Source organism: Mesorhizobium sp. M1252 (genome assembly GCF_040318265.1).
Classification (GTDB): domain Bacteria; phylum Pseudomonadota; class Alphaproteobacteria; order Rhizobiales; family Rhizobiaceae; genus Mesorhizobium.
This window is the reverse complement of sequence record NZ_JAMYLX010000002.1, coordinates 495,483-518,625: the sequence shown is the minus strand read 5'-3', so window position 1 is coordinate 518,625 and position 23,143 is coordinate 495,483. Positions and strand designations below refer to the sequence as shown.

At 63.7% G+C, this 23,143-nt stretch carries 17 protein-coding genes; 7 read left to right on the top strand and 10 right to left on the bottom strand.

The window, feature by feature from the left end:
- The first annotated feature begins 239 nt into the window (after nucleotides 1–239).
- Entirely contained in the window at nucleotides 240–692 is a 453-nt protein-coding gene (locus NKH22_RS05925) for a DoxX family protein (RefSeq protein WP_023700422.1), read from the top strand.
- 104 nt (nucleotides 693–796) lie between these two features.
- The gene (locus NKH22_RS05920; RefSeq protein WP_023732640.1) at nucleotides 797–1,777 is read left to right on the top strand and encodes a complex I NDUFA9 subunit family protein; all 981 of its coding nucleotides are present in this window, start codon (nucleotides 797–799) and stop codon (nucleotides 1,775–1,777) included.
- Nucleotides 1,778–1,792: 15 nt separating this feature from the next.
- On the opposite strand, the gene NKH22_RS05915 is transcribed toward NKH22_RS05920, so the two are convergent.
- Nucleotides 1,793–3,163 carry a cytochrome P450 gene (locus NKH22_RS05915; RefSeq protein ID WP_352909146.1) on the bottom strand — a complete coding sequence of 457 codons (1,371 nt, stop codon included), beginning with the start codon at nucleotides 3,161–3,163 and terminating at the stop codon, nucleotides 1,793–1,795.
- A gap of 217 nt (nucleotides 3,164–3,380) precedes the next feature.
- Between NKH22_RS05915 and NKH22_RS05910 the strand changes: the two genes are divergently transcribed.
- From NKH22_RS05910 to gyrB, 3 genes are all read left to right on the top strand, one after another.
- Nucleotides 3,381–3,950 carry an NADPH-dependent FMN reductase gene (locus NKH22_RS05910; RefSeq protein ID WP_023829357.1) on the top strand — a complete coding sequence of 190 codons (570 nt, stop codon included), beginning with the start codon at nucleotides 3,381–3,383 and terminating at the stop codon, nucleotides 3,948–3,950.
- A gap of 76 nt (nucleotides 3,951–4,026) precedes the next feature.
- Complete coding sequence (locus tag NKH22_RS05905) at nucleotides 4,027–6,657, top strand: caspase family protein (protein WP_352909145.1); 2,631 nt, start codon at nucleotides 4,027–4,029, stop codon at nucleotides 6,655–6,657.
- Nucleotides 6,658–6,802: 145 nt separating this feature from the next.
- Entirely contained in the window at nucleotides 6,803–9,274 is a 2,472-nt protein-coding gene (gene gyrB / locus NKH22_RS05900; protein WP_352909143.1) for a DNA topoisomerase (ATP-hydrolyzing) subunit B, read from the top strand.
- A gap of 231 nt (nucleotides 9,275–9,505) precedes the next feature.
- On the opposite strand, the gene NKH22_RS05895 is transcribed toward gyrB, so the two are convergent.
- Nucleotides 9,506–10,957, bottom strand: coding sequence for a hypothetical protein (locus NKH22_RS05895; protein WP_352909141.1), 1,452 nt, complete (start codon nucleotides 10,955–10,957; stop codon nucleotides 9,506–9,508).
- A 69-nt stretch (nucleotides 10,958–11,026) separates the two neighbouring features.
- Here NKH22_RS05895 and NKH22_RS05890 point away from each other — a divergent pair, with 69 nt between their 5' ends.
- Nucleotides 11,027–11,290 (top strand): hypothetical protein, encoded by a 264-nt coding sequence (locus NKH22_RS05890; RefSeq protein WP_352909139.1) that lies wholly within the window; start codon nucleotides 11,027–11,029, stop codon nucleotides 11,288–11,290.
- A 9-nt stretch (nucleotides 11,291–11,299) separates the two neighbouring features.
- A complete protein-coding gene (locus tag NKH22_RS05885; RefSeq protein ID WP_023725943.1) occupies nucleotides 11,300–12,217 on the top strand; it encodes a membrane protein in 918 nt (305 codons plus the stop codon).
- A 92-nt stretch (nucleotides 12,218–12,309) separates the two neighbouring features.
- Here the strand turns inward: NKH22_RS05885 and NKH22_RS05880 are convergent, their stop codons facing one another.
- The 8 genes from NKH22_RS05880 to NKH22_RS05845 form a co-directional block, all read right to left on the bottom strand.
- A complete protein-coding gene (locus tag NKH22_RS05880) occupies nucleotides 12,310–13,707 on the bottom strand; it encodes an NAD(P)(+) transhydrogenase (Re/Si-specific) subunit beta (protein WP_023671337.1) in 1,398 nt (465 codons plus the stop codon).
- A gap of 6 nt (nucleotides 13,708–13,713) precedes the next feature.
- A complete protein-coding gene (locus NKH22_RS05875; RefSeq protein WP_032885960.1) occupies nucleotides 13,714–14,139 on the bottom strand; it encodes a proton-translocating transhydrogenase family protein in 426 nt (141 codons plus the stop codon).
- Nucleotides 14,139–15,416 carry a Re/Si-specific NAD(P)(+) transhydrogenase subunit alpha gene (locus NKH22_RS05870; RefSeq protein ID WP_352909137.1) on the bottom strand — a complete coding sequence of 426 codons (1,278 nt, stop codon included), beginning with the start codon at nucleotides 15,414–15,416 and terminating at the stop codon, nucleotides 14,139–14,141. The genes NKH22_RS05875 and NKH22_RS05870 overlap by 1 nt, the downstream gene beginning before the upstream one ends.
- A 101-nt stretch (nucleotides 15,417–15,517) precedes the next feature.
- Entirely contained in the window at nucleotides 15,518–15,742 is a 225-nt protein-coding gene (locus NKH22_RS05865; RefSeq protein ID WP_023671340.1) for an aa3-type cytochrome c oxidase subunit IV, read from the bottom strand.
- 164 nt (nucleotides 15,743–15,906) lie between these two features.
- Entirely contained in the window at nucleotides 15,907–16,056 is a 150-nt protein-coding gene (locus NKH22_RS05860; RefSeq protein WP_023671341.1) for a DUF3096 domain-containing protein, read from the bottom strand.
- A gap of 104 nt (nucleotides 16,057–16,160) precedes the next feature.
- The gene (locus NKH22_RS05855; RefSeq protein WP_023671342.1) at nucleotides 16,161–16,928 is read right to left on the bottom strand and encodes an N-acyl amino acid synthase FeeM domain-containing protein; all 768 of its coding nucleotides are present in this window, start codon (nucleotides 16,926–16,928) and stop codon (nucleotides 16,161–16,163) included.
- Nucleotides 16,929–17,095: 167 nt separating this feature from the next.
- Complete coding sequence (locus NKH22_RS05850; protein WP_502896363.1) at nucleotides 17,096–19,438, bottom strand: putative bifunctional diguanylate cyclase/phosphodiesterase; 2,343 nt, start codon at nucleotides 19,436–19,438, stop codon at nucleotides 17,096–17,098.
- A gap of 112 nt (nucleotides 19,439–19,550) precedes the next feature.
- Nucleotides 19,551–23,021, bottom strand: coding sequence for an indolepyruvate ferredoxin oxidoreductase family protein (locus tag NKH22_RS05845; RefSeq protein WP_023732630.1), 3,471 nt, complete (start codon nucleotides 23,019–23,021; stop codon nucleotides 19,551–19,553).
- Nucleotides 23,022–23,143 lie beyond the last annotated feature (122 nt).

Here is a 23,143-nt window from a genome sequence, read left to right as displayed (position 1 = left end):
GGTCGGTGTCTTCTGTCGGATACGTCCAGGGCCCGGGCGGGCGTATGCCGTCTCAGGTTACCCGCCCCGTTGCGCTCTGTCTCGACCGTTGCGTCACGCGGAAAACGCCGCTTCGGCGGGGTTTTCTGCGTTCGTGCTCTGTGTGCTAAAACTTGATGGCGGAAGTTAACTTTTGTTAACTTGACTTGCCGGGAACCATCGGGCGTTTGCAAGGGATCGTCACAACAACAGGAGCTACGATGTCCGCAACCACCGACGCTTCCCGCGGCAAACTTATCGTTCCGGTGTTTGGCCGCCTGTATTCGTCGCTGCATGATGGCGCCGAAACCCTTCTGCGCGTCGTCGCCGGCGGGTTTCTCACCATTCACGGCTCGCAGAAGATCACCAACCCTTTCGGCGCCGCCGAGATGGTCGAAGGCCTCGGCTTCTATCCCGGCGCGTTCTGGTCGCTGCTTTTGTCCTGCACCGAATTCTTCGGCGGCATTCTGATCGCCATCGGCCTGTTGACTCGGCCCGCCGCCTTTGCCGGCATGATCGTGCTGCTGGTCACCGTCTGGTTCCACTGGATCACTGTCGGCCAGGGCTTTTCCGGCGCTGAAAAGTCGCTTCTATGGGCGGCGATCCTGCTGTTCTTCGTTATCCGCGGCGGCAACCGCCAGTCGGTCGACGCGCGCCTCGGCAAGGCGTTCTGAAGGGTCCATAAGAGGGTGGCAGCGACGACGCGTCACCCTTTGCCTTTGGCCCAAAACGGACTATGAAACGGCTTCAGCCAAGCTTTCGAGCGCCGGAGCCAGCCATGACCGAAATCCTGCAGATCCCCAAGCTCGTGGTCGTCTTCGGCGGCTCCGGCTTCGTCGGCCGCCACATCGTGCGGGCGCTGGCCAAGCGCGGCTACCGCATCAGGGTGGGGGTGCGCCGGCCCGATCTCGCGGGACATCTGCAGCCGCTCGGCAATGTCGGCCAGATCCAGCCGGTGCAGGCCAATGTGCGCGTGCGCTGGTCCGTCGACCGCGCCGTGCAGGGCGCCGACCATGTCATCAATCTGGTCGCCATCCCGCATGAAAGCGGCCGGCAGAAATTCAACACCGTGCACGAATTCGGCGCCCGCGCCGTCGCCGAAGCCGCGCGCTCGGTCGGCGCAGGACTGACCCATATTTCGGCGCTTGGCGCCGACCTCAACGCCGAGTCCGACTATGCCCGCACCAAGGCGCTCGGCGAAAAGGCCGTCCTGGAGACGATCCCGGACGCCGTCATCTTCCGACCGTCGATCAATTTCGGACCCGAGGACAGTTTCTTCAACCGCTTCGCCGACATGGCGCGCTATTCGCCGGTGCTGCCGCTGATCGGCGGCGGCCAGACCAAGTTCCAGCCGGTCTATGTCGGCGATGTCGCCGAAGCGGTGGCGCGTTCGGTCGAGGGCAAGATCAAGGGCGGCCAGATCTATGAACTCGGCGGGCCGCAAGTGCTCACCTTCAAGCAGTGCATGGAAGAGCTGCTCACCGTCATCGAGCGCAAGCGGCTCCTGGTGCCGGTGCCGTGGTGGATGGCCAATCTGCAGGCCTCGATCCTCGGCCTGCTGCCCAACCCGTTGCTGACCAAGGACCAGGTGCTGCTGCTGCGCCAGCCCAACATTGTGTCGGAGGAGGCCAACAAGGCCAACCGGAACCTTGCCGGCCTCGACATCCAGCCGCAGTCTATCGGCACAATCCTGCCCAGCTATCTCTGGCGCTTCCGCGCCGCAGGCCAGTTCCAGCGCAAGCCCGCCGGCATCGCGTAACAAGGCGTTGCGCCGTTAAACGCGCCGCGTCACCTGCATCGGCAGGCCGCCTTGCGGCTGTGTCGTCAGTTTCTGCACCGGCCACGGCTTGGTCTCGGCCGTCACGTCGAAGCGGAAGCGCGACAGCATGATGGCCAGCGCAATGATCGCCTCCTGCATGGCGAAGCTGGCGCCGATGCAGATGCGCGGACCGGCGCCGAACGGCAGATACTGGAAGCGGTCGATCTTCTCGCGGTTTCCCGGATGGAAGCGTTCGGGCATGAAGGCGTCGGGCATGTCCCACAGTTTTCTGTGGCGGTGTACGACCCAAGGCATCACCAGTACGGCCGCGCGCTTGGGGAGCACCAGATCGTTCCAGGTCTCCGTCTCGATCGGCTCGCGGTTGATGGACGGCGCCGGCGGATAAAGCCGCAGCGCCTCCTCGAAGGCGGCGCGGGTGAACGGCATTGCGTCGAGCCATTTCGTCGGGTCGGGTTCGCGCGCCAGCACGGCATCGATCTCGCGCTCGACCTTTTCGCGCTCCCACGGCGCTTCGGCGAGGCAGTAGATCGTCCAGCCCAGCGCCCGCGCGGTGGTCTCGTGGCCGGCGCCGATGAAGGTGATGATGTTGTCCTCGACTTCCGCCCGCGTCAGCCCGTCGGGGCCTTCGGCGCGCAGCAGAAGCGTCAGGAAATCCTGCGGCGCGGTGTCGGGGTCGCGCTTCAGCCGCTCCTCGCGCATCTTGACTGTATCGGTGACGATCTTGCGGAAATACGCCATGGTCTTGCGGCCGCGGATGCGGGTCAGCCGCGGCAGCCATTCGGGCGCGCGCAACAGGTCGAGCGGATCGACACGGCCCATGGTTTCGAACAGGCGGTCGATTTCCTGCGCGAAACTGCCGGGCTCGCCCGCAATCTCGCCCGAAAACAGCGTTTCGGCCAGGATATCGTAGGTGAGCAGCGTCATGTCATGGGCGACATCGGTCATGCCGCCTTCGTCATAGCGGGCGACGAACTGCATCGTGCGGCGCAGCATCGGCTCGGCGAAGCCGAAGATATGCCGCGGCGTGAACACCGGCGCCATCGCCTTGCGCGAGCGCTTCCACACCTCGCCTTCGGCGGTCAACAGCCCGTCGCGCAAGATCGGTCGCAGGATCATCTGGCGCACCGTCGCCATCTTGTAGTTCTTGGCGTTGTCGATCAGCACGTGGCGGATAAGGCCGGGATCGTTGGCGACGATCAGATGCCCGCCGACGCCATTCGCCGAAATCCAGGGCTCGTTGTAGGTGTGCTCGCCCCACAGTTCGAGCGGATTGCGGTAGACGATCCGCATCATCTCCAGCGTCGAAGGCGGCGTCGTGCGCGGCCTGGGCGCCGGCGGCACGAAGGGGACGGGCTGCGTGTCCATGAGGTGCTCCGCTGATAGCTCAGATGTAGTGGCTGGCAATCCGGGCGTCCATGTGACCGAACGGCAAACTGAAACGCTGCAGCGCCCGGTGTGCCCGACAGACGGTGTGTTCATCGGATCGTGACCGCCGGTGAAACGGTTGCGGCTTGTCCGGTTGGACACTCTGCCATAGGTGACAGTTACCAACAGCTACTGCCAATCGCCCAGGAGAGTCCGCTTGAAGCACAAGCTGAACATCATAATCGGCAGCACGCGGCCGGGCCGCGCCGGGCCGGTCTTCGCCCACTGGCTGGAGGATTTTGCCCGCGAGCACGGCAAATTCGAACCGGTGCTGACCGACATTGACACGTTCCATCTGCCGGTTTTGGACGAGCCGCATCACCCCAGGCTTGGCAATTACCAGAACGACCACACCAAAGCCTGGTCGAAGGTCATTGATGCCGCCGACGCCTTCGTGTTCGTGGCGCCGGAGTACAATTATTTCGTGGCGCCTGCGATCGTCAACGCCATCGACTACCTTGCGCGCGAATGGAAATACAAGCCAGCCGCCATCTTCAGCTATGGCGGCGTTTCCGGAGGCCTGCGCGCCGCGCAGGCGCTGAAGCCGCTGCTGACCGCGGTGGGCGTCATGCCCATCTCGGAAGGCGTCGCGCTGCCGATGTATCAGAAACTGCTGGAGAGCGACGGCTCCTTCCAGGCCAGCGAGCAGGTACAGGGCGGCACCAAGACCATGCTGGACGAGCTCTCGCGCTGGAGCGAGGCGCTGAAGCCGATGCGGGCTGCGTAACGCAGCCGGCCCCGGCTTGCTCATGCCATAAAGAGGTGGAATGGTCGGCAGGTGACTGAGCCGGGGGCGGTTCGATTTGCGCCTGTTGTTTGCCTTGCTGTTGATGCTTGCGACCACCGCCACAGCGGTGGCGGAGCGGCGCGTGGCGTTGGTCATTGCCGAGGACGACTACCGGCTGGTGCGGCCGCTGGCCAATCCTGTCAATGACGGCGAGGTGATGGAAGTGGCGCTGAAGAAGCTCGGCTTCGAAGTCGTGCTTGAGACCAATCGTGATCTCAGGCGCATGCGCCGGGCTCTCGACGATTTTCGCGAGGACGCCAAGGGCGCCGACGTGGCGCTGGTGTATTTCTCCGGCCATGGCGTCGAAATCTCCGGCGACAACCGGCTGCTGCCGGTCGACGCCGATGCCTCCTCGCTCGACCAGCTGGAAAAGACCAGCCTGCCGCTGGAGGAGGTGCGCGACGCCGTGACAGCCACCGCCAAGGTCGGGCTGATCGTGCTCGACGCCTGCCGCAGCGATCCGTTTGCGGGCGGCAGCGGCGACGGACGCGGCGCGACATCGCTGATCAAGGATCTGGTGGACAAGATCAAGCCGGGTCTCGGGCGCATCGGCAAGGCGGAAAATATCCTGTTCGCCTTTTCGGCGGCGCCCGGCGAGACGGCGGCTGATGGAAGCGGCGCGAATTCGCCCTTCACGGCGGCGCTGACCAAATATCTCGGCACCGACGGGCTCGAAATCCGCTCGGTGCTGACGCTGGTGCAGCAGGAGGTCTACGACCTTTCGCGCGGGAAACAGCTGCCCTACGTCGAGAGCGGGCTGCCGAAGCTGTTCTTCGCCTCGGCGGCCAAGGAACAATTGCCGGAGCGCGAGCGGCTGCTGCTTGCCATGGCCGATGTGACGCCGGAAATGCGCGGCGCGGTCGAGCGTGTCGCCAGCGATGCCGACATGCCGCTGGCGCCGCTCTATGGCGCGCTGATCAGTTCCGACACCAGCCATCTCTCCGGCGAAAGCCTGGACGCCAAGCTGCGCGAGGCCGCCGACGCCTTCGTCAAGGTGCGCGGCGAGATGAAGACGCTGGCCGCCGACGACCCGCAGGTGACCGAACTGCGCCGCCTGGCCGAGGAACAGTTGGCGCTCGGCGCTTTCGATGGTGCACGCGTGATCCTCGCCAAGGCCGCCGACGTCGACAATGTCTCGCGCCAGGCGTTGAAGGCCAATTTCGTCAGCCGCACCCTGTCCGAAGCCGCGACGCGATTTCTCTCGGGCGGCGCGGCGCGTGCCACCCTGGACTATGCAACCGCCATCAAGGACTATGAAACGGTGCTGGCGCTCTATGGCGAAGCCGGGCAGACCTCGCTCAGCCTGGAACAGGCCGACCGCCAAAGCCGCACGCTGGAAGAGCTCGGCATCCTCTACACAACGGTCGGCAACACCGACGCCGCCGGCCGCGCCTTTGCGGCGCTGGTCGCCAATCTTGAGCAGCGAGCGCGCCAGGAAACCGATCCGAGCGTCAAGCGCGACCTCGCCATCGGCCATATCAAGTTCGCCAACATCAAGATGGCGCAAGGCGATCTGCCGGCCTCCCTGCAAAACTATGAGGCGGCCAGGGACATGTTGCAGGGCCTGACCACAGACGTGCCGGACAAGAAGGACTGGCTCGGCGATCTCGCCATGGCCAATGACAAGATCGGCAATGTGCTGGCCACGCAAGGCGACCTGGGTGCGGCAGCCCAGGCCTACCACCAAAGCCTGTCCATCAAGCAGCAATTGGCCGATGCCGAGCCGAACAGCGTCTATCTGCTGCGCGACCTGACCATTACCTACGACGAAATCGGCGGTCTTGCCCGTACCGCCGGCCAGCTGGATGGCGCCCAGACTGCATTCGAAGAGAGCCTGAGAATTCGGCTGGCGCTGGCGCAGAACAACCCCGACGACCCCAGGCATCAGCGCGCCGTCTCCGTCAGCTACACAAGGATCGGCGACGTCCTGCGCGAGCGTGGCGACGCTGCGGGCGCGCTCGACGCCTACAACAAGAGCCAAATAATCGCCGAAGCGCTGGTGCGCCGCGACTCAAACGACACCGATTTGAAGCGCGACCTGTCGGTCGGTTACGCCAAGATCGGCAATGCTTACGGCGACCAGAAGGACTGGCCACTCGCGTTGGAGGCCTACCAGCAGGCGCTGGCCACGGCGCGAGACCTTGCCGCCAGCGACCCAGGCAACACCGATTGGCAGCGCGACCTGTCGGTCTGTCTGGAAAAAATTGCCGGCGTGTTTGATGCCCAGGGCGATATCGCCGGTGCTTTGCAGAACTACCAGGACAGTCTCGTCATTGCCGACCGGTTGGCAAATCTCGACCCGGGCAATTCCGACTGGCAGCGCGACCTGTCGATCACGTTCGAGGAAATAGGCCTGCTGGAGACCAAGCAGCGCCACTATGAGGGCTCGAAGAAGGCCTTCGAAGCCAGCCTGGCCATCCGCCAGCGGTTGGCCCTGTCCGATCCGGACAATGCGATCTGGCAATTCGATCTGGTACAGGCCTACATCAACTATGCCTATGTGGCGAAGAATCCGAAGGCTGTGTTGTCGCAGGCGCTAGACCTGACGCTGGAGCTTGACCGCACAGGCAAACTGGCGCCGAGGGACAAACCCACGATCAAATATCTGCGCCGTCTTCTGGCCAAATTGAAAGCCGCGAAAAAATAGCCGGCTGCCAGCTCGGGATTCAGCCCTGAAATGCCCGCAAACCTTGGAAAAACCGCCTTTTGCGCCTATATCTAGGACATCAAAGCGGCGTGATTCGAAGCCATTTTTTCGCGCTGAGCATCCGGCATCAATCAGACAGGTTTTCATGAGCGATCAAAGCGACAACGCCAATGGCGCTGAGGCCGAATACGGCGCCGATTCCATCAAGGTTTTGAAGGGGTTGGACGCTGTCCGCAAGCGGCCGGGCATGTATATCGGCGACACCGACGACGGCTCGGGCCTGCATCACATGGTCTATGAGGTGGTCGACAACGCCATCGACGAGGCGCTGGCCGGCCATGCCGACCTGGTCACGGTGACGCTCAATCCCGACGGTTCGGTCACCGTTATCGACAATGGCCGCGGGATTCCGACCGATATTCACACTGGCGAAGGCATTTCGGCGGCCGAAGTGATCATGACGCAGCTGCATGCCGGCGGCAAATTCGACCAGAATTCCTACAAGGTGTCTGGCGGCCTGCACGGCGTCGGCGTCTCGGTGGTCAACGCGTTGTCGGCCTGGCTGAAGCTGAAAATCCGCCGCAACGGCCAGATTTTCGAGATGAGCTTCACGCATGGCAATGCCGATGCGCCGCTCAAGGCGACCGGCAGCTATGATCAGAACAAGCAGCCCGGCACCTATGAGGGCCGCAGCGGTTCCGAGATCACCTTCTTTCCGTCGTCCGAAACCTTCACCATGGTCGAGTTCGACTTCGGCACGCTGGAGCACCGGCTGCGCGAACTCGCCTTCCTGAATTCCGGCGTGCGCATCATTTTGACCGATGCCCGCCATGCCGATCTCGTGCGCCACGAGTTGCACTATGATGGCGGCCTGGAAGAGTTCGTCAAATATCTCGACCGGGTCAAGAAACCGCTGATCGACAAGCCGATCGCCATCAAGGCCGAGCGCGACGGCATCACCGTCGAAGTGGCGATGTGGTGGAACGACAGCTACCACGAGAACGTGCTGGCCTTCACCAACAACATCCCGCAGCGCGATGGCGGCACCCATCTGGCCGGCTTCCGTGGCGCGCTGACGCGCCAGATCACCGGCTATGGCGAATCGTCGGGCCTGACCAAGAAGGAAAAGGTGGCGCTGATCGGCGACGACTGCCGCGAAGGCCTGACGGCGGTGCTGTCGGTCAAGGTTCCCGATCCGAAATTCTCCTCGCAGACCAAGGACAAGCTGGTCTCGTCAGAGGTGCGGCCCGTGGTCGAAGGCCTGGTCAACGAGGCGCTTGGCACCTGGCTGGAAGAACACCCCAGCGAGGGCAAGGTGGTAATCGACAAGGTGATCCAGGCGGCTGCGGCGCGCGAAGCCGCGCGCAAGGCCCGCGACATCACCCGCAAAAGCTCGCTCGGCGTCACCTCTCTGCCCGGCAAGCTTGCCGACTGCCAGGAACGCGACCCGGCGAAATCCGAAATCTTCATCGTCGAGGGTGACTCGGCCGGCGGCTCCGCCAAGGGCGGCCGTTCGCGCCAGAACCAGGCGATCCTGCCGCTGCGCGGCAAGATCCTCAATGTCGAGCGCGCCCGCTTCGACCGCATGCTCGGCTCCGAGATGATCGGCACGCTGATCACCGCGCTCGGCACCTCGATCGGCAAGGACGAGTTCAACGCCGACAAATTGCGCTACCACAAGATCATCCTGATGACCGACGCCGACGTCGACGGCGCCCATATCAGGACCTTGCTGCTCACCTTCTTCTTCCGCCAGATGCCGGAGCTGATCGAGCGCGGCCATCTCTACATCGCCCAGCCGCCGCTCTACAAAGTGACGCGCGGAAAAAGCTCGCAATACATCAAGGACGAGAGCGCCTTCGAGGAATTCCTGATCGGCTCCGGGCTGGAAGAGGCGTCGCTGACGCTTGCCTCCGGCGAGGCGCGGGCCGGACAGGATCTGCGCGGCTCGATCGACGATGCACTGGCAGTACGCCAGCTCATCAACGGGCTGCATACGCGCTACAACAGGGGTGTGGTCGAACAGGCGGCGATCGCCGGCGCGCTCAATGCCGACGTGTTGAACGATCTCGGCCGCGCCAACGCCATGGCCGAGCGCGTCGCCCAGCGCCTCGACATCATTGCCGAAGACACCGAGCGCGGCTGGACCGGCCGGCTGTCGACCTCCAATGAGGGCGTCGGCGGCTACGTGTTCGAACGCACGGTGCGCAGCGTCAAGGAATTCGCGCAGCTCGATGCCGGGCTGATAAATTCGGCCGACGCACGCCAGCTCGACCGCTATGCCCCGCGCCTCATGGAAGTCTATGGCGAGCCGCCGGTGCTGCGCCGCAAGGATGTCTCCGAAACCATTTCGGGGCCGCTGGCGCTGCTCAACGCGGTGTTTGCGACCGGCCGCAAGGGCCTGACCATGCAGCGCTACAAGGGCCTCGGCGAGATGAATGCCGAACAGCTCTGGGAAACCACGCTCGACCCGAATGTGCGCTCGCTGCTGCAGGTCAAGGTGAATGACGCAACCGATGCTGACAGCTTGTTCTCGCGGCTGATGGGCGACGAGGTCGAGCCGCGGCGCGAATTCATCCAGGACAATGCGCTGTCGGTGGCCAATCTGGACATTTGATGGCTGCGCGCCCATCGCTTCGTCATCCTAGGGCGGAGCAAGGAGCGCAGCGACGCAGCGCAGACCCTAGGATCCATGCCGTGAGGTTAAGGCCTTGAAAACGGTGCAGAATTCTACGCCGCTGCATCATTCGACCGAGGTCACGGAATGGATCCCAGGGTCTTCGCGACGGAGCTTCGCTCCTGCTTCGCCCTAGGATGACGAAGTTGAGGGGCTTCAGTCAATCTCCACTCAACTCGGTTCCAGCTTTCGCCCGAGGTCCACCGCGTCGCGCAGCACTTGCAGATGCGAGCGCGGCGCGGTGCCCGCCGGCGGGGCGATTTCGACGCCGTTTGCCGTCGATGACCAATAAAGCGTGTGGGTGAAGATACGGCCAAGTGAGCTGCGAAGCTCGACCTGGATGTTCTCCACACCGGGGCCGAAATTTTCCGTCATCGGACCGGAAATCGGATCGCCTGTCGCCCAGCCATTGCCGCGGTCGTAGACGTTCGTCCAGCGCGTTGCCGCAAACACCGCGCCATGATGCACCGCGCGCTGCGCCTTGCCTGCTTGGCTGTGTCCTTCCTGGTAAAGCACGGTGCCGCCGGCGCGCCCGTCATCGGCAATCGGCGGGCAGGCCGAGAACAGGCGCTCGGCAAGGCCACGCCTGAATTCCGCGAGATTGTAGGTCACCAGGAATTCGCTGTGGGAGAGCGGACTGCCAAGCGTGACGAAATCGCTGATCTTCCAGGGCAGCGGGTGGTCGGCGTCCTTGGTCCGAAGCTGCTGGTAGAGCGCCCATTGGCCGCGCCGGAACCCGGCGAGGTCTTCAAGATTGTTTGGCCACGCTGACCCATCAGAGCCGAGCGTTGCCTTGTCGATGGCCTCGACCGCCGCCAGTTTGGCCTTGTCGCGGACCGCTTCCAGCCTTCGCGGCCGGAACTCGGCCCACAGGATCTGCAGCAAATCATAGGCGATGATCGACCCAAGGCTGTGCGAGACCAGCACGATGCGGTCGTAAGCATCGTCCTTCATCAGCGTCTTGAGCAACGTCAGGCCTCTGTCGCGGATCAGCGCACGCTTCTCGATCGTCGCCGCCTCGGCGCGCACATAAGCGGCGACGTCGCCGAAATAGGGCAGGGCGAACTGATCCACCGCCCAGATGACAAAAGAAGCGAGGGTGGTGATCATCAGGCCGGTCGTCAAGGTAACGGCCTGTTGCCAGACCGATGTTGCCAGCACGAGTGCTGCGCCCAGAATGACGATAACGATCAGAAGTGTGGCGACGTAAAGCTTGCGGGCGTCGAGCGGAATGTCGGCGGGCTTGCGCCACAACAGGTTCGTCACCCAGGCGGCCAGCCGGCCGCGCGTCGTGCCTTGCGTGATGTCGGCCCAATAAAGCTCGTAGAAATCGGTACGGCGGCCATCGACGTCGTAGGGCGTGGTGATGCGGCGCAGCTCGTGTGACTTGGCCCGGCTGTCGGGCGTGATCCAGCTCTGGTTGATCGTGGCGCCTGAAACGGCCGGATCAGGGATGCGGGCGTAAGGCGGAGCACGGGTGGGGTCGCTGCTCCAGACCGCCTGGACGAAGCCGCGCAGCGTACCCATCGGCCGCTGCTCGCCCATGCCATGCACGATCACCACCGCCTGGCTGGGCCTGTGCGGGGCTTTCTTGGAAGCCGACAATCCGACAGCGTCAGGCACCAACGTCTCCGTTGACGGCAGTCCATCGATAGGACCGGACTTCCATCATGCTACCCCTGAACCCCGCTGATGACCAACAGCACGTTGCAGCCATGCCGGATTGACAGGTACCAATCCACAGTTTTGCGGTCGTGGCCGGGCCACGCGGAAAATGGTTCCGCTCCCGGCAAGCAAATCATTTCATTGCCCGTCGGAACGGAAATCGCTCAGGAACATTGTGACGACATCGATCAATTTCTCGCAGGGAGGCTCTTTATGGGACGCGGTATTTTGCTCTGGTTGCTCGGTATTCCGATCCCGATCATCATTCTCATCATGCTGTTCGTACGGTAGGAGGCGTCGATGCAGTCCACCGTATCGGCTGTCGACGTATCCGCCTCAACAGAATCCTCCGCCCCGGCCGTCAGCTGGGGTCCGATCATCGCCGGCGCCTTCGCGGCCTCGACGCTGACCTTCATCCTCATGCTGCTCGGCTCAGGACTGGGGCTGACCATGGTCTCGCCATGGTCCGGCGCCAGTGCCTCGCTGACCACCTTCGCGGTGTCCGGCGCGATCTGGCTCATCATCGTGCAATGGCTGTCCTCCGGGGTCGGTGGCTATCTTGCCGGACGCCTGCGCACCAAATGGGTCGGCATCCACACCGACGAGGTCTATTTCCGTGACACCGCGCACGGCCTCCTCGCCTGGGCGCTGGCGACATTGCTGGTCGTCGGCATTCTCGGGTCGGCGCTGTCGGCAGTGCTTGGTTCAGGCGTGCAGGCGGCTTCTACTGTTGCCTCAGGCGCCGCCATGGGTGCTTCGGCCGGCGCGTCCGCCAATGCCGGCAGCGCACCGGCCGACAATGCAACGTCCTATCTTGTGGATACGCTGTTCCGTCCGGCTGATGCCGCCAGGCTCGCGGCGGCCAATCCGGACAGCGATGCGGCTGCGGCCGGGCAGGCTTCGCGCATCCTCGTCGCCAGTGCGGCGGCAGGCGAAATTTCGGCTGACGACAAGACCTATCTGTCGCAGCTGGTCGCCGCCCGCACCGGGCTTTCCGAGGCTGACGCCAAGGCGCGTGTCGACGCCCTGGTGGCCAGGGTCGAGGACGCCAAGGTCAAGGCCAAGCAGGCCGCCGACGCCGCACGGAAAGGCAGCGCCACCTTCGCATTGCTTGGCGCCCTGTCGCTGGTTATCGGCGCCTTCATCGCCAGCGCTGCGGCAGCACTGGGCGGCAGGCAGCGCGACGACGAGGAAGCGGTTTTCCTGACCAGCCGCTGAACCGGTCTTCAACATCAAAAAGCCCGGTCGAACCGGGCTTTTTTGTTTCCGATGATGGACCGACAACCTTCCAGTGGAAGGTTGCGGCGGGGTCAGTGATCCATGGCCTTGACGATTTCCTCGGTCATCTTCTTGGCGTCGCCGAGCAGCATCATGGTGCCGTCCTTGTAGAACAGCGTGTTGTCGATGCCGGCGTAGCCCGAGCCGAGCGAGCGCTTGACGAACAGGCAGGTGCGGGCCTTGTCGACGTCGAGGATCGGCATACCGTAGATCGGCGACGACTTGTCGTCGCGCGCGGACGGATTGGTGACGTCATTGGCGCCGATGACATAGGCGACATCGGCCTGCGCGAACTCGGAGTTGATATCTTCCAGTTCGAACACTTCGTCATAGGGAACATTGGCTTCGGCGAGCAGCACGTTCATGTGGCCCGGCATGCGGCCTGCCACGGGGTGGATGGCGTATTTGACGTCGACGCCATTGGCCTTGAGCTTATCGGCCATTTCGCGCAGCGCGTGCTGGGCCTGGGCGACCGCCATGCCGTAGCCCGGCACGATGATGACCTTCTGTGCGTTCATCATCAGATAGGCGGCGTCGTCGGCCGAGCCCTGCTTGACCGTGCGTTCGATGCCGTCATCGGCAACCGCCGCGGTCTCGCCGCCGAAGCCGCCGAGGATGACCGAGATGAACGACCGGTTCATGCCCTTGCACATGATGTAGGACAGGATGGCGCCGGACGAGCCGACCAGAGCGCCGGTGATGATCAGCGCCAGATTGCCAAGCGTGAAGCCGAGTGCGGCCGCCGCCCAGCCGGAATAGGAATTCAGCATCGAGACGACGACCGGCATGTCGGCGCCGCCGATCGGGATGATCAAGAGGACGCCGAGCGCCAGCGACGCCGCGACGATCAGCCAGAACACCAGCTTGGCCTCGGTGGTGACCAGAAGCACGATCAGCACGATCAGCGCGATGCCGAGGACCGCGTTGATGATGTGACGGCCGCCGATCATGATCGGCTTGCCCGACATGCGGCCATCGAGCTTGAGGAAGGCGATGACGGAGCCGGTGAAAGTGATGGCGCCGATGGCAACGCCAAGGCTCATCTCGATCAGCGCCTGGGCGTGGATGTCGCCATTCGTGCCGATGCCGAAACTTTCCGGCGCGTAGATGGCGGCTGCCGCGACCATGACGGCGGCAAGGCCGACCAGCGAGTGGAAGGCGGCGACCAGCTGCGGCATCGACGTCATGGCGATGCGGCGCGCTGTAACGGCGCCGACGCCGCCGCCGATGGCTAGACCAAGCACGATCAGGCCGAAGCGCCCGGCGGACGGAGTCGCCAGCGCCAGCGTGGTGGCGATGGCAATGCCCATGCCGATCATGCCGTAGAGATTGCCTTGGCGGCTGGTGGTCGGATGCGACAGGCCGCGCAGCGCCATGATGAACAGGACGCCGGAGACCAGGTAGAGGAAGGACGCGAAGTTGGCGTTCATGGCGCTCTACCGGTCCTTCTTCTTGTACATGGCCAGCATGCGCTGGGTGACCAGGAAGCCGCCAAAGATGTTGACCGAGACCAGCATCAGCGCGACGAAGCCGAAGCCGGTGGCAATGCCGGAGGCCGAGATGCCGACGGCCAGCAGCGCGCCGACGACGATGACCGAGGAGATGGCGTTGGTGACCGCCATCAGCGGCGTGTGCAGCGCCGGCGTCACCGACCAGACGACGTAGTATCCGACGAAGATCGCAAGTACGAAGATGGCGAAGCGGAAGACGAAGGGATCGATGGCGCCGCCGGACAGTGCGTGCGCGGCATCGCCCGCCGCATCGGCGCCACCGGGCGCGTTGGCCAGGTTCTGCACAGCCAGCCGGACGGCGGCACTTGCCTGGTCGAGCTGATCGAGGGCTTTCTGCAAGGTCTGATCCATCACGCGATCCCCTTCGGCTTGGCGGCGGACTTGCCGGCAGTGGCTTTGTCGGACACCTTTTTCGGTGCAGCCTTCTTCGGCGTGGCATCAGCCACCATGGTCTCCGCCGGAATGGCCGCCGGTTCGACATGGGGCTGTTCCGCCGCCTTGGCGAAGGCCGGATGCACCACGCGGCCAGCGTCGGTCAGCATCGTCGCCTTGACCAGATCGTCTTCGCGGTTGATGGCGAGCGTCTTGCTGGTCTTGTCGACCAGCGTCTCGAGGAAGGCGAACAGGTTCCTGGCGTAGAGCAGCGAGGCCGATGCGGCGACGCGGCCGGGCACGTTGAGGTGGCCGACGATTTTCACGCCATTGGCCGTGGTCACCACCTGGCCTGCAACTGCGCCTTCGACATTGCCGCCGCGCTCGACGGCGAGGTCGACGATCACCGAGCCCGGCTTCATCGAGGCGACCATCGCCGCCGACACCAGCTTCGGCGCCGGACGGCCGGGGATCAGCGCCGTGGTGATGACGATGTCCTGCTTGGCGATGTGCTCAGCGGTGAGCGCTGCCTGCTTGGCCTGGTACTCCTTCGACATTTCCTTGGCGTAGCCGCCGGCGGTCTCGGCCGCCTTGAACTCCTCGTCCTCGACGGCGAGGAACTTTGCGCCGAGCGACGCCACCTGTTCCTTGGCGGCGGGACGAACGTCGGTGGCGGTGACGACGGCGCCGAGACGGCGCGCCGTGGCGATCGCCTGCAGGCCGGCAACGCCGACGCCCATAATGAAGATCTTCGCTGCCGGCACGGTGCCGGCCGCCGTCATCATCATCGGCAGCGCGCGGTCATACTCCGATGCGCCGTCGATCACGGCCTGGTAGCCGGCGAGATTGGCCTGCGACGACAGCACGTCCATCGACTGGGCGCGGGTGATGCGCGGCATGAATTCCATCGAGAAGGCGGTGACCCCAGCCTCGGCAAGCGCCGCGACCGCGGCATCATTGCCGTAGGGATCCATGATGGCGATGACCGCCGCACCCGATTTGTAGCCCTTCAGCTCGGCGTTGGTCGGCCGGCGCACCTTCAGCACCACATCCGCCCGGCTCGCATCCGAAGCCTTGCCGATCGCGGCGCCCGCCTTGGCGAACTCCTCATCGGGAATGCGCGACCTGGTGCCGGCGCCCGTCTCGACGGTGACGTCGAAGCCCAGCGCCGCCAGCCGCTTCACGGTATCGGGCGAGGCCGCGACACGAGGCTCGCTGGCATCGAGCTCGCGAGGGATGAAAACCGTCTGTCCCACCGCATGATCCTTTCGGCTGGAACCTGTTTGCGCAAGAGTGCGGCTTTGCGAAAGAGTGCGGCCGGATGTCCGGCTACGCCCTTGGCAAGGGTCTGAAGAGACTATCGGAGAATGAAGGCGCCGAGGGCGAGGATCAGCACGAACAGGATGGTCGCGGAGAAGAAGCCGCCTGCGAAGAAGCCGAAAGCCATGGCCAGGAGCAGGGCGCCGCAGAACAGCGAGCCGTATTTGGCCAGCGCCAGAAAGCCATGATAGGTGCGGTCATGTTCGGCATAGTCCATCTTCGCGCCCAGTTCGACAGGACCGGTCGGCGTGTGATCAGCCATAGGAATACCCCTTCGAAGACATCTTTGAGGCACATAGCGAAAAGCCGGGCCAAGAGCAATGGCGCTATTGCCGCACGACCAGTGACAACAGCCTCAAAGGAATGTTGAAAGCCGGCAGTAGGGCTTGTCGCCGGCCTAACGTCGAACGTTGAGCGTTTTGCGTTTCAACCGGCTAGATGCGGAAACAGCCCGAGCAGCCCAATGACGATCAGATAGAGCGCGACGATGTAGTTGAGCAGCCGCGGCATCACCAGGATCAGCACGCCGGCAATCAGCGAGATCAGCGGGGTCAGTGCTAGCTCGGGAATATGCATGTCGGTTCCTTTCTATGGCCGCATCGGGGTCGTGACGTCCAGAACGCCGAAGCGGCCGGAAAGCTCCTCGCACCGGGCGCTAAAGTGCGCCGGCTTTGCCGACATTACGCTGCTTCGCGAAAATATTTAGCGGTGGGCAGGATGGTCAGCGGCGCGAGCTCGCCGGCCGGCGCCTTGGCAAACAGCATACGCCGCTCCAGCGCCGTCGACTGGAAGAAGGGAAAGCGCTCCAGCGTCGGGGCCATGTTCTGCTCGCAGATCGATTCATAGAAGAAGATCGGCATGGTGAAGGGCGGGTAGAGGCGCGGCTCGCCGACCTGCACCGATCCGAAGATGCGATGGTAGAAGGCCGTGTGCTCCTCGCGGATCATCGAAATGCAGCTGGTGGCGTTGAAGAAGGTGTTGGCGATAACCGCGAGCCGCAGCGTGACATAGGGCAGGGCGCGGTTGGCCGACGACATTTGCGGATCGATCGCCAACCGGCTCGGGTCGATGAAGGTTTCACCGCGCGCCAGCCGCAGCAGCAGCCGGTCGCCGAAAACGGTCATGATCGGCGCTTCGGGGGTCTCACGGGTCAAATGGTGGAGCCTGACGGTGCTGACCAGCTCGCCATCCATGAAGACGCCGAAACAGTAGCAATTGCGCACTTCGTCAAGGTGATCGACGAGCTTCTGTTCGGTAATGGTGTCAAGCAGGCCGTGTGTATGAAAGGCCTTGTAGCGCAGCCGGTAGACCGCTTCGAGATCCTCGCCGCTTTCGCAGCGCCGGTATTCGACACGCTCGAGGACGTCGAGGACGTTGCGGGCGAACAGGGAAGGCGGGCCAGATTTGACTGCCGCACCCGAAAGCACACCTGACTGATGCGTGTCCATTACTTCCCCTCGTACCGCCGCAGGAGAACAATACCGGACGACCGAAGGAACAAGAAGATGAAACTCTAATCGTCTGTGTTTACCGATCATTAACCTTAACAATCAGTTAACGTCTAGACAATACAACGCTTTTTAGACGGGCTTTTCAAGCGCAATTTAATGACGGGTCAGGGCGTGGCGAGTTTTGCCGCCGGCCGCAGCTCGGCGGCGAAAGGCCAGGTCACGTTGGACATGGTCTCTATGCCCGAGGCACTGAGTGCTGCGCCAAACAGGAAGCCCTGGACGAGGTCCGGCTTGACCGAATGCACCAGGATCTTCAGCTGTTCGAAGGTTTCCACACCTTCGATGGTGACGGTCAGCCCGAGCACGCGGGTCAGGTCGACGATGCCCTTCAACAAGTCGAGCGAACGCTTGTTCTGGGTCACGTCCATCAGGAACGAACGGTCGATCTTGATCTTGTCGAGCGGCAGCTTGTGGAGGTAGCTCAGGCTTGAATAGCCGGTGCCGAAATCGTCGAGCGCAATGCGCACGCCAAGCTGCTTCAGTTCCTCGATATACTGGCGCGTTAGCGATTTGTCGTCGAGCAGCGCGGTTTCGGTGACTTCGATCTCGAGGCGGCCGGCGGCGAGCCCCGAAGTGGCAAGCGCGTCGCGAACCTTCTGGACAACGTCGCGGTTGCGGAAATCCTTGGCCGAAAGGTTGACCGAGACGCTGGTCTGGCCCGGCCATTTGGCGCATTCGGCGCAGGCAGCCGCGAGCACGAAGGTGCTGATCTCGGAGATGATGCCCATTTCTTCGGCCAGCGGAATGAAGATGCTGGGCGAAACCGGCCCGAGATCGGGATGATCCCAGCGGCACAGGGCCTCGCAGCTGGCAATGCGCATGGTGTTCATCGCCACGATCGGCTGATAGACCACCCGCAGCGCCTTGCCTTCGACCGCCGTGCGCAGGTCGGCCTTCATCAGCTGGCGGTTGCGGAACGCCGCATCCATCGCTGCCTCGAACAGCCGCCAGTTGTTCTTGCCGAGTTCCTTGGCCTTGTAGAGCGCCAGATCGGCCTTGACGATCATGGCGTCGACATCGGTGTCGTCGACCCTGGACAGCACGGCGCCCGCGCTTGCCTGGATGCGCAGACCGTGGCCTGCGACGTCGACCTCGCCCTGCAGATCGGCAAAGATCTGGTCGAGCAGGCCCGTCAGATGGCTTTCATCCTCGACGCGGTCGAAGAAGATCATGAACTCGTCGCCGCCGAAACGGCTGACATTGACGCCTTGCCCGGCGACGGCCGCCAGCCGCTCGGCAACGGCATAGATAAGTCCGTCGCCGACCGGATGGCCGAGGGTGTCGTTGACGCTCTTGAAATCGTCGAGATCGAGCACCGCCAGGGCACACAGGCGGTCGCGGCTGCCCGACGCCATGGCCTCGCCGACCAGCTCATGGAAATACGCGCGGTTCGGCAGGCCGGTAAGGCTGTCATAGCGCGCCATGAAGCGGATTTTTTCCTCAGCCTCGACACGGGCGGTGACGTCCTCGAAGGTGATGACACCGAGGTCCTGATTGCCTTCGCGGGCCGAGAACTCGTAGTGCTGGCCATTGGAGAAGGAGACCAGCACCTTGCGGTCGCGGCCCTCGCGCAAGGCGCGCGTCAGCTGCGCTTCGACATAACGACAGTCTTTCGGCGCCAGCATGCCGCCGGCGACGCCGCGCAGGAGCAGCGAATGGATCGACCGCCCGAGCAGTTGGTCGGGAGAGCGCAGCGACATCAGATGCGCGGCTTCGGCATTGCCGACCACGACCTTGCCGTCGGGGCCGAGCATGACCAGGCCATGCGACATGGTGTTGAGCGCGCGGTTGAAGCGCTCGGCGAGCCTGGCGGCCGTCTTGCGCTCCGAAATGGCGTTGAACAGCACGGTGCGGACGTGGCTGGCCATCCGGGTGATGATGAAGATGAACGGCACTATGTAGAGGCCGAGGATGAAATCGCCGAGATGTCCCTTGAGCATCAGCCCGACCGCGATCGGCAGCACGACCGTGAAGGCCTGCACCGCAACCATGGTCTTGGAGCCGTAATTGCGGCCGACAATGGTCACCGTCGAGCCCATTATGACGGCGATGGCGGCACTTTCCCCGAAGACATCGGGAATGAGATAGATTGAGGTGAAGCAGAAAAGCCCCATGAAGAAAGCCTGGATGGTGCCGCCAACCAGGTAGTAGCGTTCCCACTTCTTGGCTTGTTCATAAGTTTCGAAACTGCCTATGCGCAGGCCTTTGCGGATGCCGTAGTAACGGTAAAGCCCCGCCCCAAGCATAAGCGCGGCCAATGCAAGATAGGCCGGATGCCCCGAGGTAAAATAAACCAGAATGCCGATGAGGCCATGGCAAAATGCGCCAATCAGCAGGATCCCGGGATCGTTGAACAACGATCGCACGAACCCAGCATAGACGTCCTCACCTATCTCTGCGGCTTTGTTTTCTTGCATGGCCTGCGGTGTCGCACGAACCGCAGTCATGTCACATTCGCCTTAAGAAAGGTTTAGAGATGCCGTTTCGACGCTTGGCGTCAAGTCGGCTCCACCGGCGTAAACCGCGAAAATTCTTGTTCAGGTAAACAAGGCGTATCGATCACTCGGCGGCCTGAAGTTCAGGCCGCGCCGGCGTGTTGGCCAGCCGCTCGACAAGCCTTGTGCGCTCGCCCTCGGCCTTTTCGGCGCTGGCTTGCCTGACATGGCCGTAGCCGCGAATGAGCGCCGGCACTGAGGCAAGGGCGATGGCGGCCTCGATCCTGCCTGGCGCAAGTGCCTTGGCGACAAGCTCCAGATCGGCCTCATAGCGGGCCAGAAGCTGCCGCTCCATGCGCCGCTCAGTGCTGTAGCCGAACACGTCGAAGGCCGTGCCGCGCAGGCCTTTCAGCGCGGCCAGCAGGCGAAATCCCTTCATCATCCACGGGCCGAAGCTCGATTTCCTCGGCTTGCCGTCATTGCCGCGCCTGCCCATGATCGGCGGCGCCAGATGAAATTCGAGCTTTTCGTAGCTCTGGAACTGTTTTGACAGCTCCATAGCGAAGGAGCCGTCAGTGTAGAGCCGCGCCACCTCGTATTCGTCCTTGATCGCCATCAGCTTGAACAGATTTTTGGCGGCTGCCTCGGTCACCGCGGTCGAGCCGGGCACGGCCTTTGCCTCGGCGGCACGCAGGACCGCCAGCCGCTCGACATAGCGCCTGCCATAGGCGGCATTCTGATAGGCAGAGAGGAAAGCGACGCGGCGGGCGATGATATCGTCCAGCGTCTCGGCGATCTCAGTGGCCTTGCTCGGTTGCGCGATGAGGCCGCGCACAAACTCCGGCTGATGCGCGGCGCGCCGGCCCCAGCGGAAGGCGGCGATGTTCATCGCCACCGCCTCGCCATTCAATTCAATCGCTCTTTCAACGGCTTGCGCGGACAGCGGCAGCCCGCCATGCTGGAAAGCGAAGCCGAGCATGAACATGTTGGCGCCGAGCGAATTGCCGAACAATTGGGTGGCGGTGCGCGTGGCGTCGAAGAAATGCGTCTTGTCGCCGCCAGCGGCAGCGCGGATCGCCTTCTTCAGGCGCTCGATGGGCAGCGAGAAATCGGCCGAGCGGGCGAATTCGCCAGGCATGATCTCGGCAGTGTTGGCAAGGAAGATGGTATGGCCTTCGCGCACCGCGCCAAGCACCTTCTTGGCGCCCGAGACGACGAGGTCGCAGCCGAGTACCAGGTCGGCCTTGCCGGCCGAAACGCGGATCGCGTGGATGTCGTCCGGCGTGCGGGCGATGCGGACATGGGTGAACACCGAACCGCCCTTCTGGGCGAGGCCGGCCATGTCGATCATGCCGCAGCCCTTGTCCTCGAGATGGGCGGCCATACCGAGCACAGCACCTATGGTGACGACGCCGGTGCCGCCGACGCCGTCGATGATCGCCGCCCAACCCTCGCTACCGAGCGGGAATTCGGCTGGCACCGGCACGCCGTCAAGCGGGTCGGAGCGCCCGGCAATGCCTTCGGCCTTCCTGATCTTGGCGCCGTGCACGGTGACGAAGGACGGGCAGAAGCCGTTGACGCAGGAGAAGTCCTTGTTGCAGCTCGACTGGTCTATTCTGCGCTTGCGGCCGAACTCGGTTTCGACCGGCTGGATCGAGACGCAGTTCGATTGCACCCCGCAATCGCCGCAGCCCTCGCAGACCAGTTCGTTGATGAAGACCCGCTTGTCGGGATCCGGGAAGGTGCCGCGCTTGCGGCGGCGGCGCTTTTCGGCGGCGCAGGTCTGGTCGTAGAGCAGCACCGAGACGCCCTTGACGTCGCGCAGCTCGCGCTGGACGAGGTCGAGGTCGTCGCGGTGGTGGATGGTGGCGCCGGAGGGGAATTCGGCCTTCCCCGCATATTTGTCCGGCTCGTCGGTGACGATGGCGATGCGCTCGACGCCTTCGGCGCGCACCTGCCTGGCGATCATGTCGACAGTCAGGCCGCCCTCATGCGGCTGGCCGCCGGTCATGGCGACGGCGTCGTTGTAGAGGATCTTGTAGGTGATGTTGGCATCGGTCGACAGCGCGAAGCGGATCGCCAGCGTGCCGGAGTGATTGTAGGTCCCGTCGCCGAGATTCTGGAAAATGTGGCCGCGCTTGGAGAATGGCGCCTGGCCGACCCATTGTGCGCCCTCGCCGCCCATGGCGGTGAAGCCGACCGTGTTGCGGTCCATCCACAGCGCCATGAAATGGCAGCCGATACCGGCGGCGGCGATCGAGCCGACCGGCACCTTGGTCGAGGAATTGTGCGGGCAGCCGGAGCAGAAGAACGGCGTGCGCGAACCGATATCGCTGGTGTCGGCAAGCATCGCCTGGAACTGGCGCAGCTTTGCCACCTTGGCAGTGATCTCTTCCGAAGGGCCGATTGTGCGCAGGATGCGCTCGCCCAGCGCAATGGCGATCTCGTTGGGGTCGAGCGCGCCCTTGGCCGGGAACAGCCAGTCGCCGCGCTCGTCCTTCTTGCCGACGATCATCGGCTGAGTGGCGGTGCCGTAGAGGTTTTCGCGCAGTTGCACCTCGATCAGCGAGCGCTTCTCCTCGACGACGACGATGGTGTCGAGGCCGCGGGCGAATTCGGCGATATGCTGCAGGTCGAGCGGCCATGGGCAACCGACCTTGAACAGGCGGATGCCGATGCGGCCGGCGGCGGCCTCGTCGATGCCGATGTCTTCCAGCGCCTGGCGGACATCGAGATAGCTCTTGCCGAGCGTGATGATACCGAGCTTCGGCGCGCGGCCGCCCGAATAGACGATGCGGTTCAGGCCGTTGGCATGGATGAAGGCGGATGCAGCGGCGCGCTTGTATTCATGCAGCCGCTCCTCCTGGCCGAGCATGTCGATCTCATCGCGGATGTTGAGGCCGCCGGGCGGCATATCGAACTCCGGCACGACGATGTTCAGGCGCTCGAGCGCGGCATCGACGGAGGCCGTGGATTCGATGTTGTCCTTGACGCATTTGATAGCCGCCCAGGTGCCGGCGAAGCGCGACATGGCAAAGCCGTAGAGGCCGTAGTCGATGATCTCCTGAACGCCGGCCGGGTTGAGGATCGGCACCATGGTGTCGACGAACAGGAATTCGGTGGCGTGCGCATTGGTCGATGATTCGGCCATATGGTCGTCGCCCATCAGCGCAAGCACGCCGCCATACTTCGACGATCCCGCGAGGTTGGCGTGGCGGAAAACGTCGCCGGAGCGGTCGACGCCCGGACCCTTGCCGTACCAGACCGAAAATACCCCGTCATGCTTGCCTTCGCCCAGCAATTCCGTCTGCTGAGAGCCCCAGCAGGCGGTGGCGGCAAGCTCCTCGTTGAGGCCGGGCTGGAAAACGATGTCGGCCTGCGCCAGCTGCTTTTTCGCCCGCCACAGCTGCATATCGAGGCCGCCGAGCGGCGAGCCGCGATAACCGGACACGAAGCCGGCCGTGTTGAGGCCGGCCCGGCGGTCGCGCTCGCGTTGCATCAAAAGCATGCGGATGACCGCCTGTGCACCGGACAGGAAGATGCGCTCCTTACCAAGATCGAACTTGTCGTCGAGCGCGACGTCGTGCAGCGTCATCAGGCATTTCCTCTGCGGAGACAGCACCGGGGGCGCGCAGCCAACGTAGGAGTGAGATGGCGCAGTCTTTCTCCGCTTGCAAGGCAGGTCAAACGAAATCGAAAGTGCCAGGCAAAGCGCAA

What these genes read in the sequence shown, in the direction of transcription:
- NKH22_RS05855 (WP_023671342.1), bottom strand. Translation starts at nt 16,928, where the DNA reads ATGGACACGCATCAGTCAGGTGTGCTTTCGGGTGCGGCAGTCAAATCT.
- gyrB (WP_352909143.1), top strand. Translation starts at nt 6,803, where the DNA reads ATGAGCGATCAAAGCGACAACGCCAATGGCGCTGAGGCCGAATACGGC.
- NKH22_RS05880 (WP_023671337.1), bottom strand. Translation starts at nt 13,707, where the DNA reads ATGAACGCCAACTTCGCGTCCTTCCTCTACCTGGTCTCCGGCGTCCTG.
- NKH22_RS05925 (WP_023700422.1), top strand. Translation starts at nt 240, where the DNA reads ATGTCCGCAACCACCGACGCTTCCCGCGGCAAACTTATCGTTCCGGTG.
- NKH22_RS05890 (WP_352909139.1), top strand. Translation starts at nt 11,027, where the DNA reads ATGACCAACAGCACGTTGCAGCCATGCCGGATTGACAGGTACCAATCC.
- NKH22_RS05915 (WP_352909146.1), bottom strand. Translation starts at nt 3,163, where the DNA reads ATGGACACGCAGCCCGTCCCCTTCGTGCCGCCGGCGCCCAGGCCGCGC.
- NKH22_RS05885 (WP_023725943.1), top strand. Translation starts at nt 11,300, where the DNA reads ATGCAGTCCACCGTATCGGCTGTCGACGTATCCGCCTCAACAGAATCC.
- NKH22_RS05865 (WP_023671340.1), bottom strand. Translation starts at nt 15,742, where the DNA reads ATGGCTGATCACACGCCGACCGGTCCTGTCGAACTGGGCGCGAAGATG.
- NKH22_RS05875 (WP_032885960.1), bottom strand. Translation starts at nt 14,139, where the DNA reads ATGGATCAGACCTTGCAGAAAGCCCTCGATCAGCTCGACCAGGCAAGT.
- NKH22_RS05845 (WP_023732630.1), bottom strand. Translation starts at nt 23,021, where the DNA reads ATGACGCTGCACGACGTCGCGCTCGACGACAAGTTCGATCTTGGTAAG.
- NKH22_RS05920 (WP_023732640.1), top strand. Translation starts at nt 797, where the DNA reads ATGACCGAAATCCTGCAGATCCCCAAGCTCGTGGTCGTCTTCGGCGGC.
- NKH22_RS05850 (WP_502896363.1), bottom strand. Translation starts at nt 19,438, where the DNA reads ATGACTGCGGTTCGTGCGACACCGCAGGCCATGCAAGAAAACAAAGCC.
- NKH22_RS05860 (WP_023671341.1), bottom strand. Translation starts at nt 16,056, where the DNA reads ATGCATATTCCCGAGCTAGCACTGACCCCGCTGATCTCGCTGATTGCC.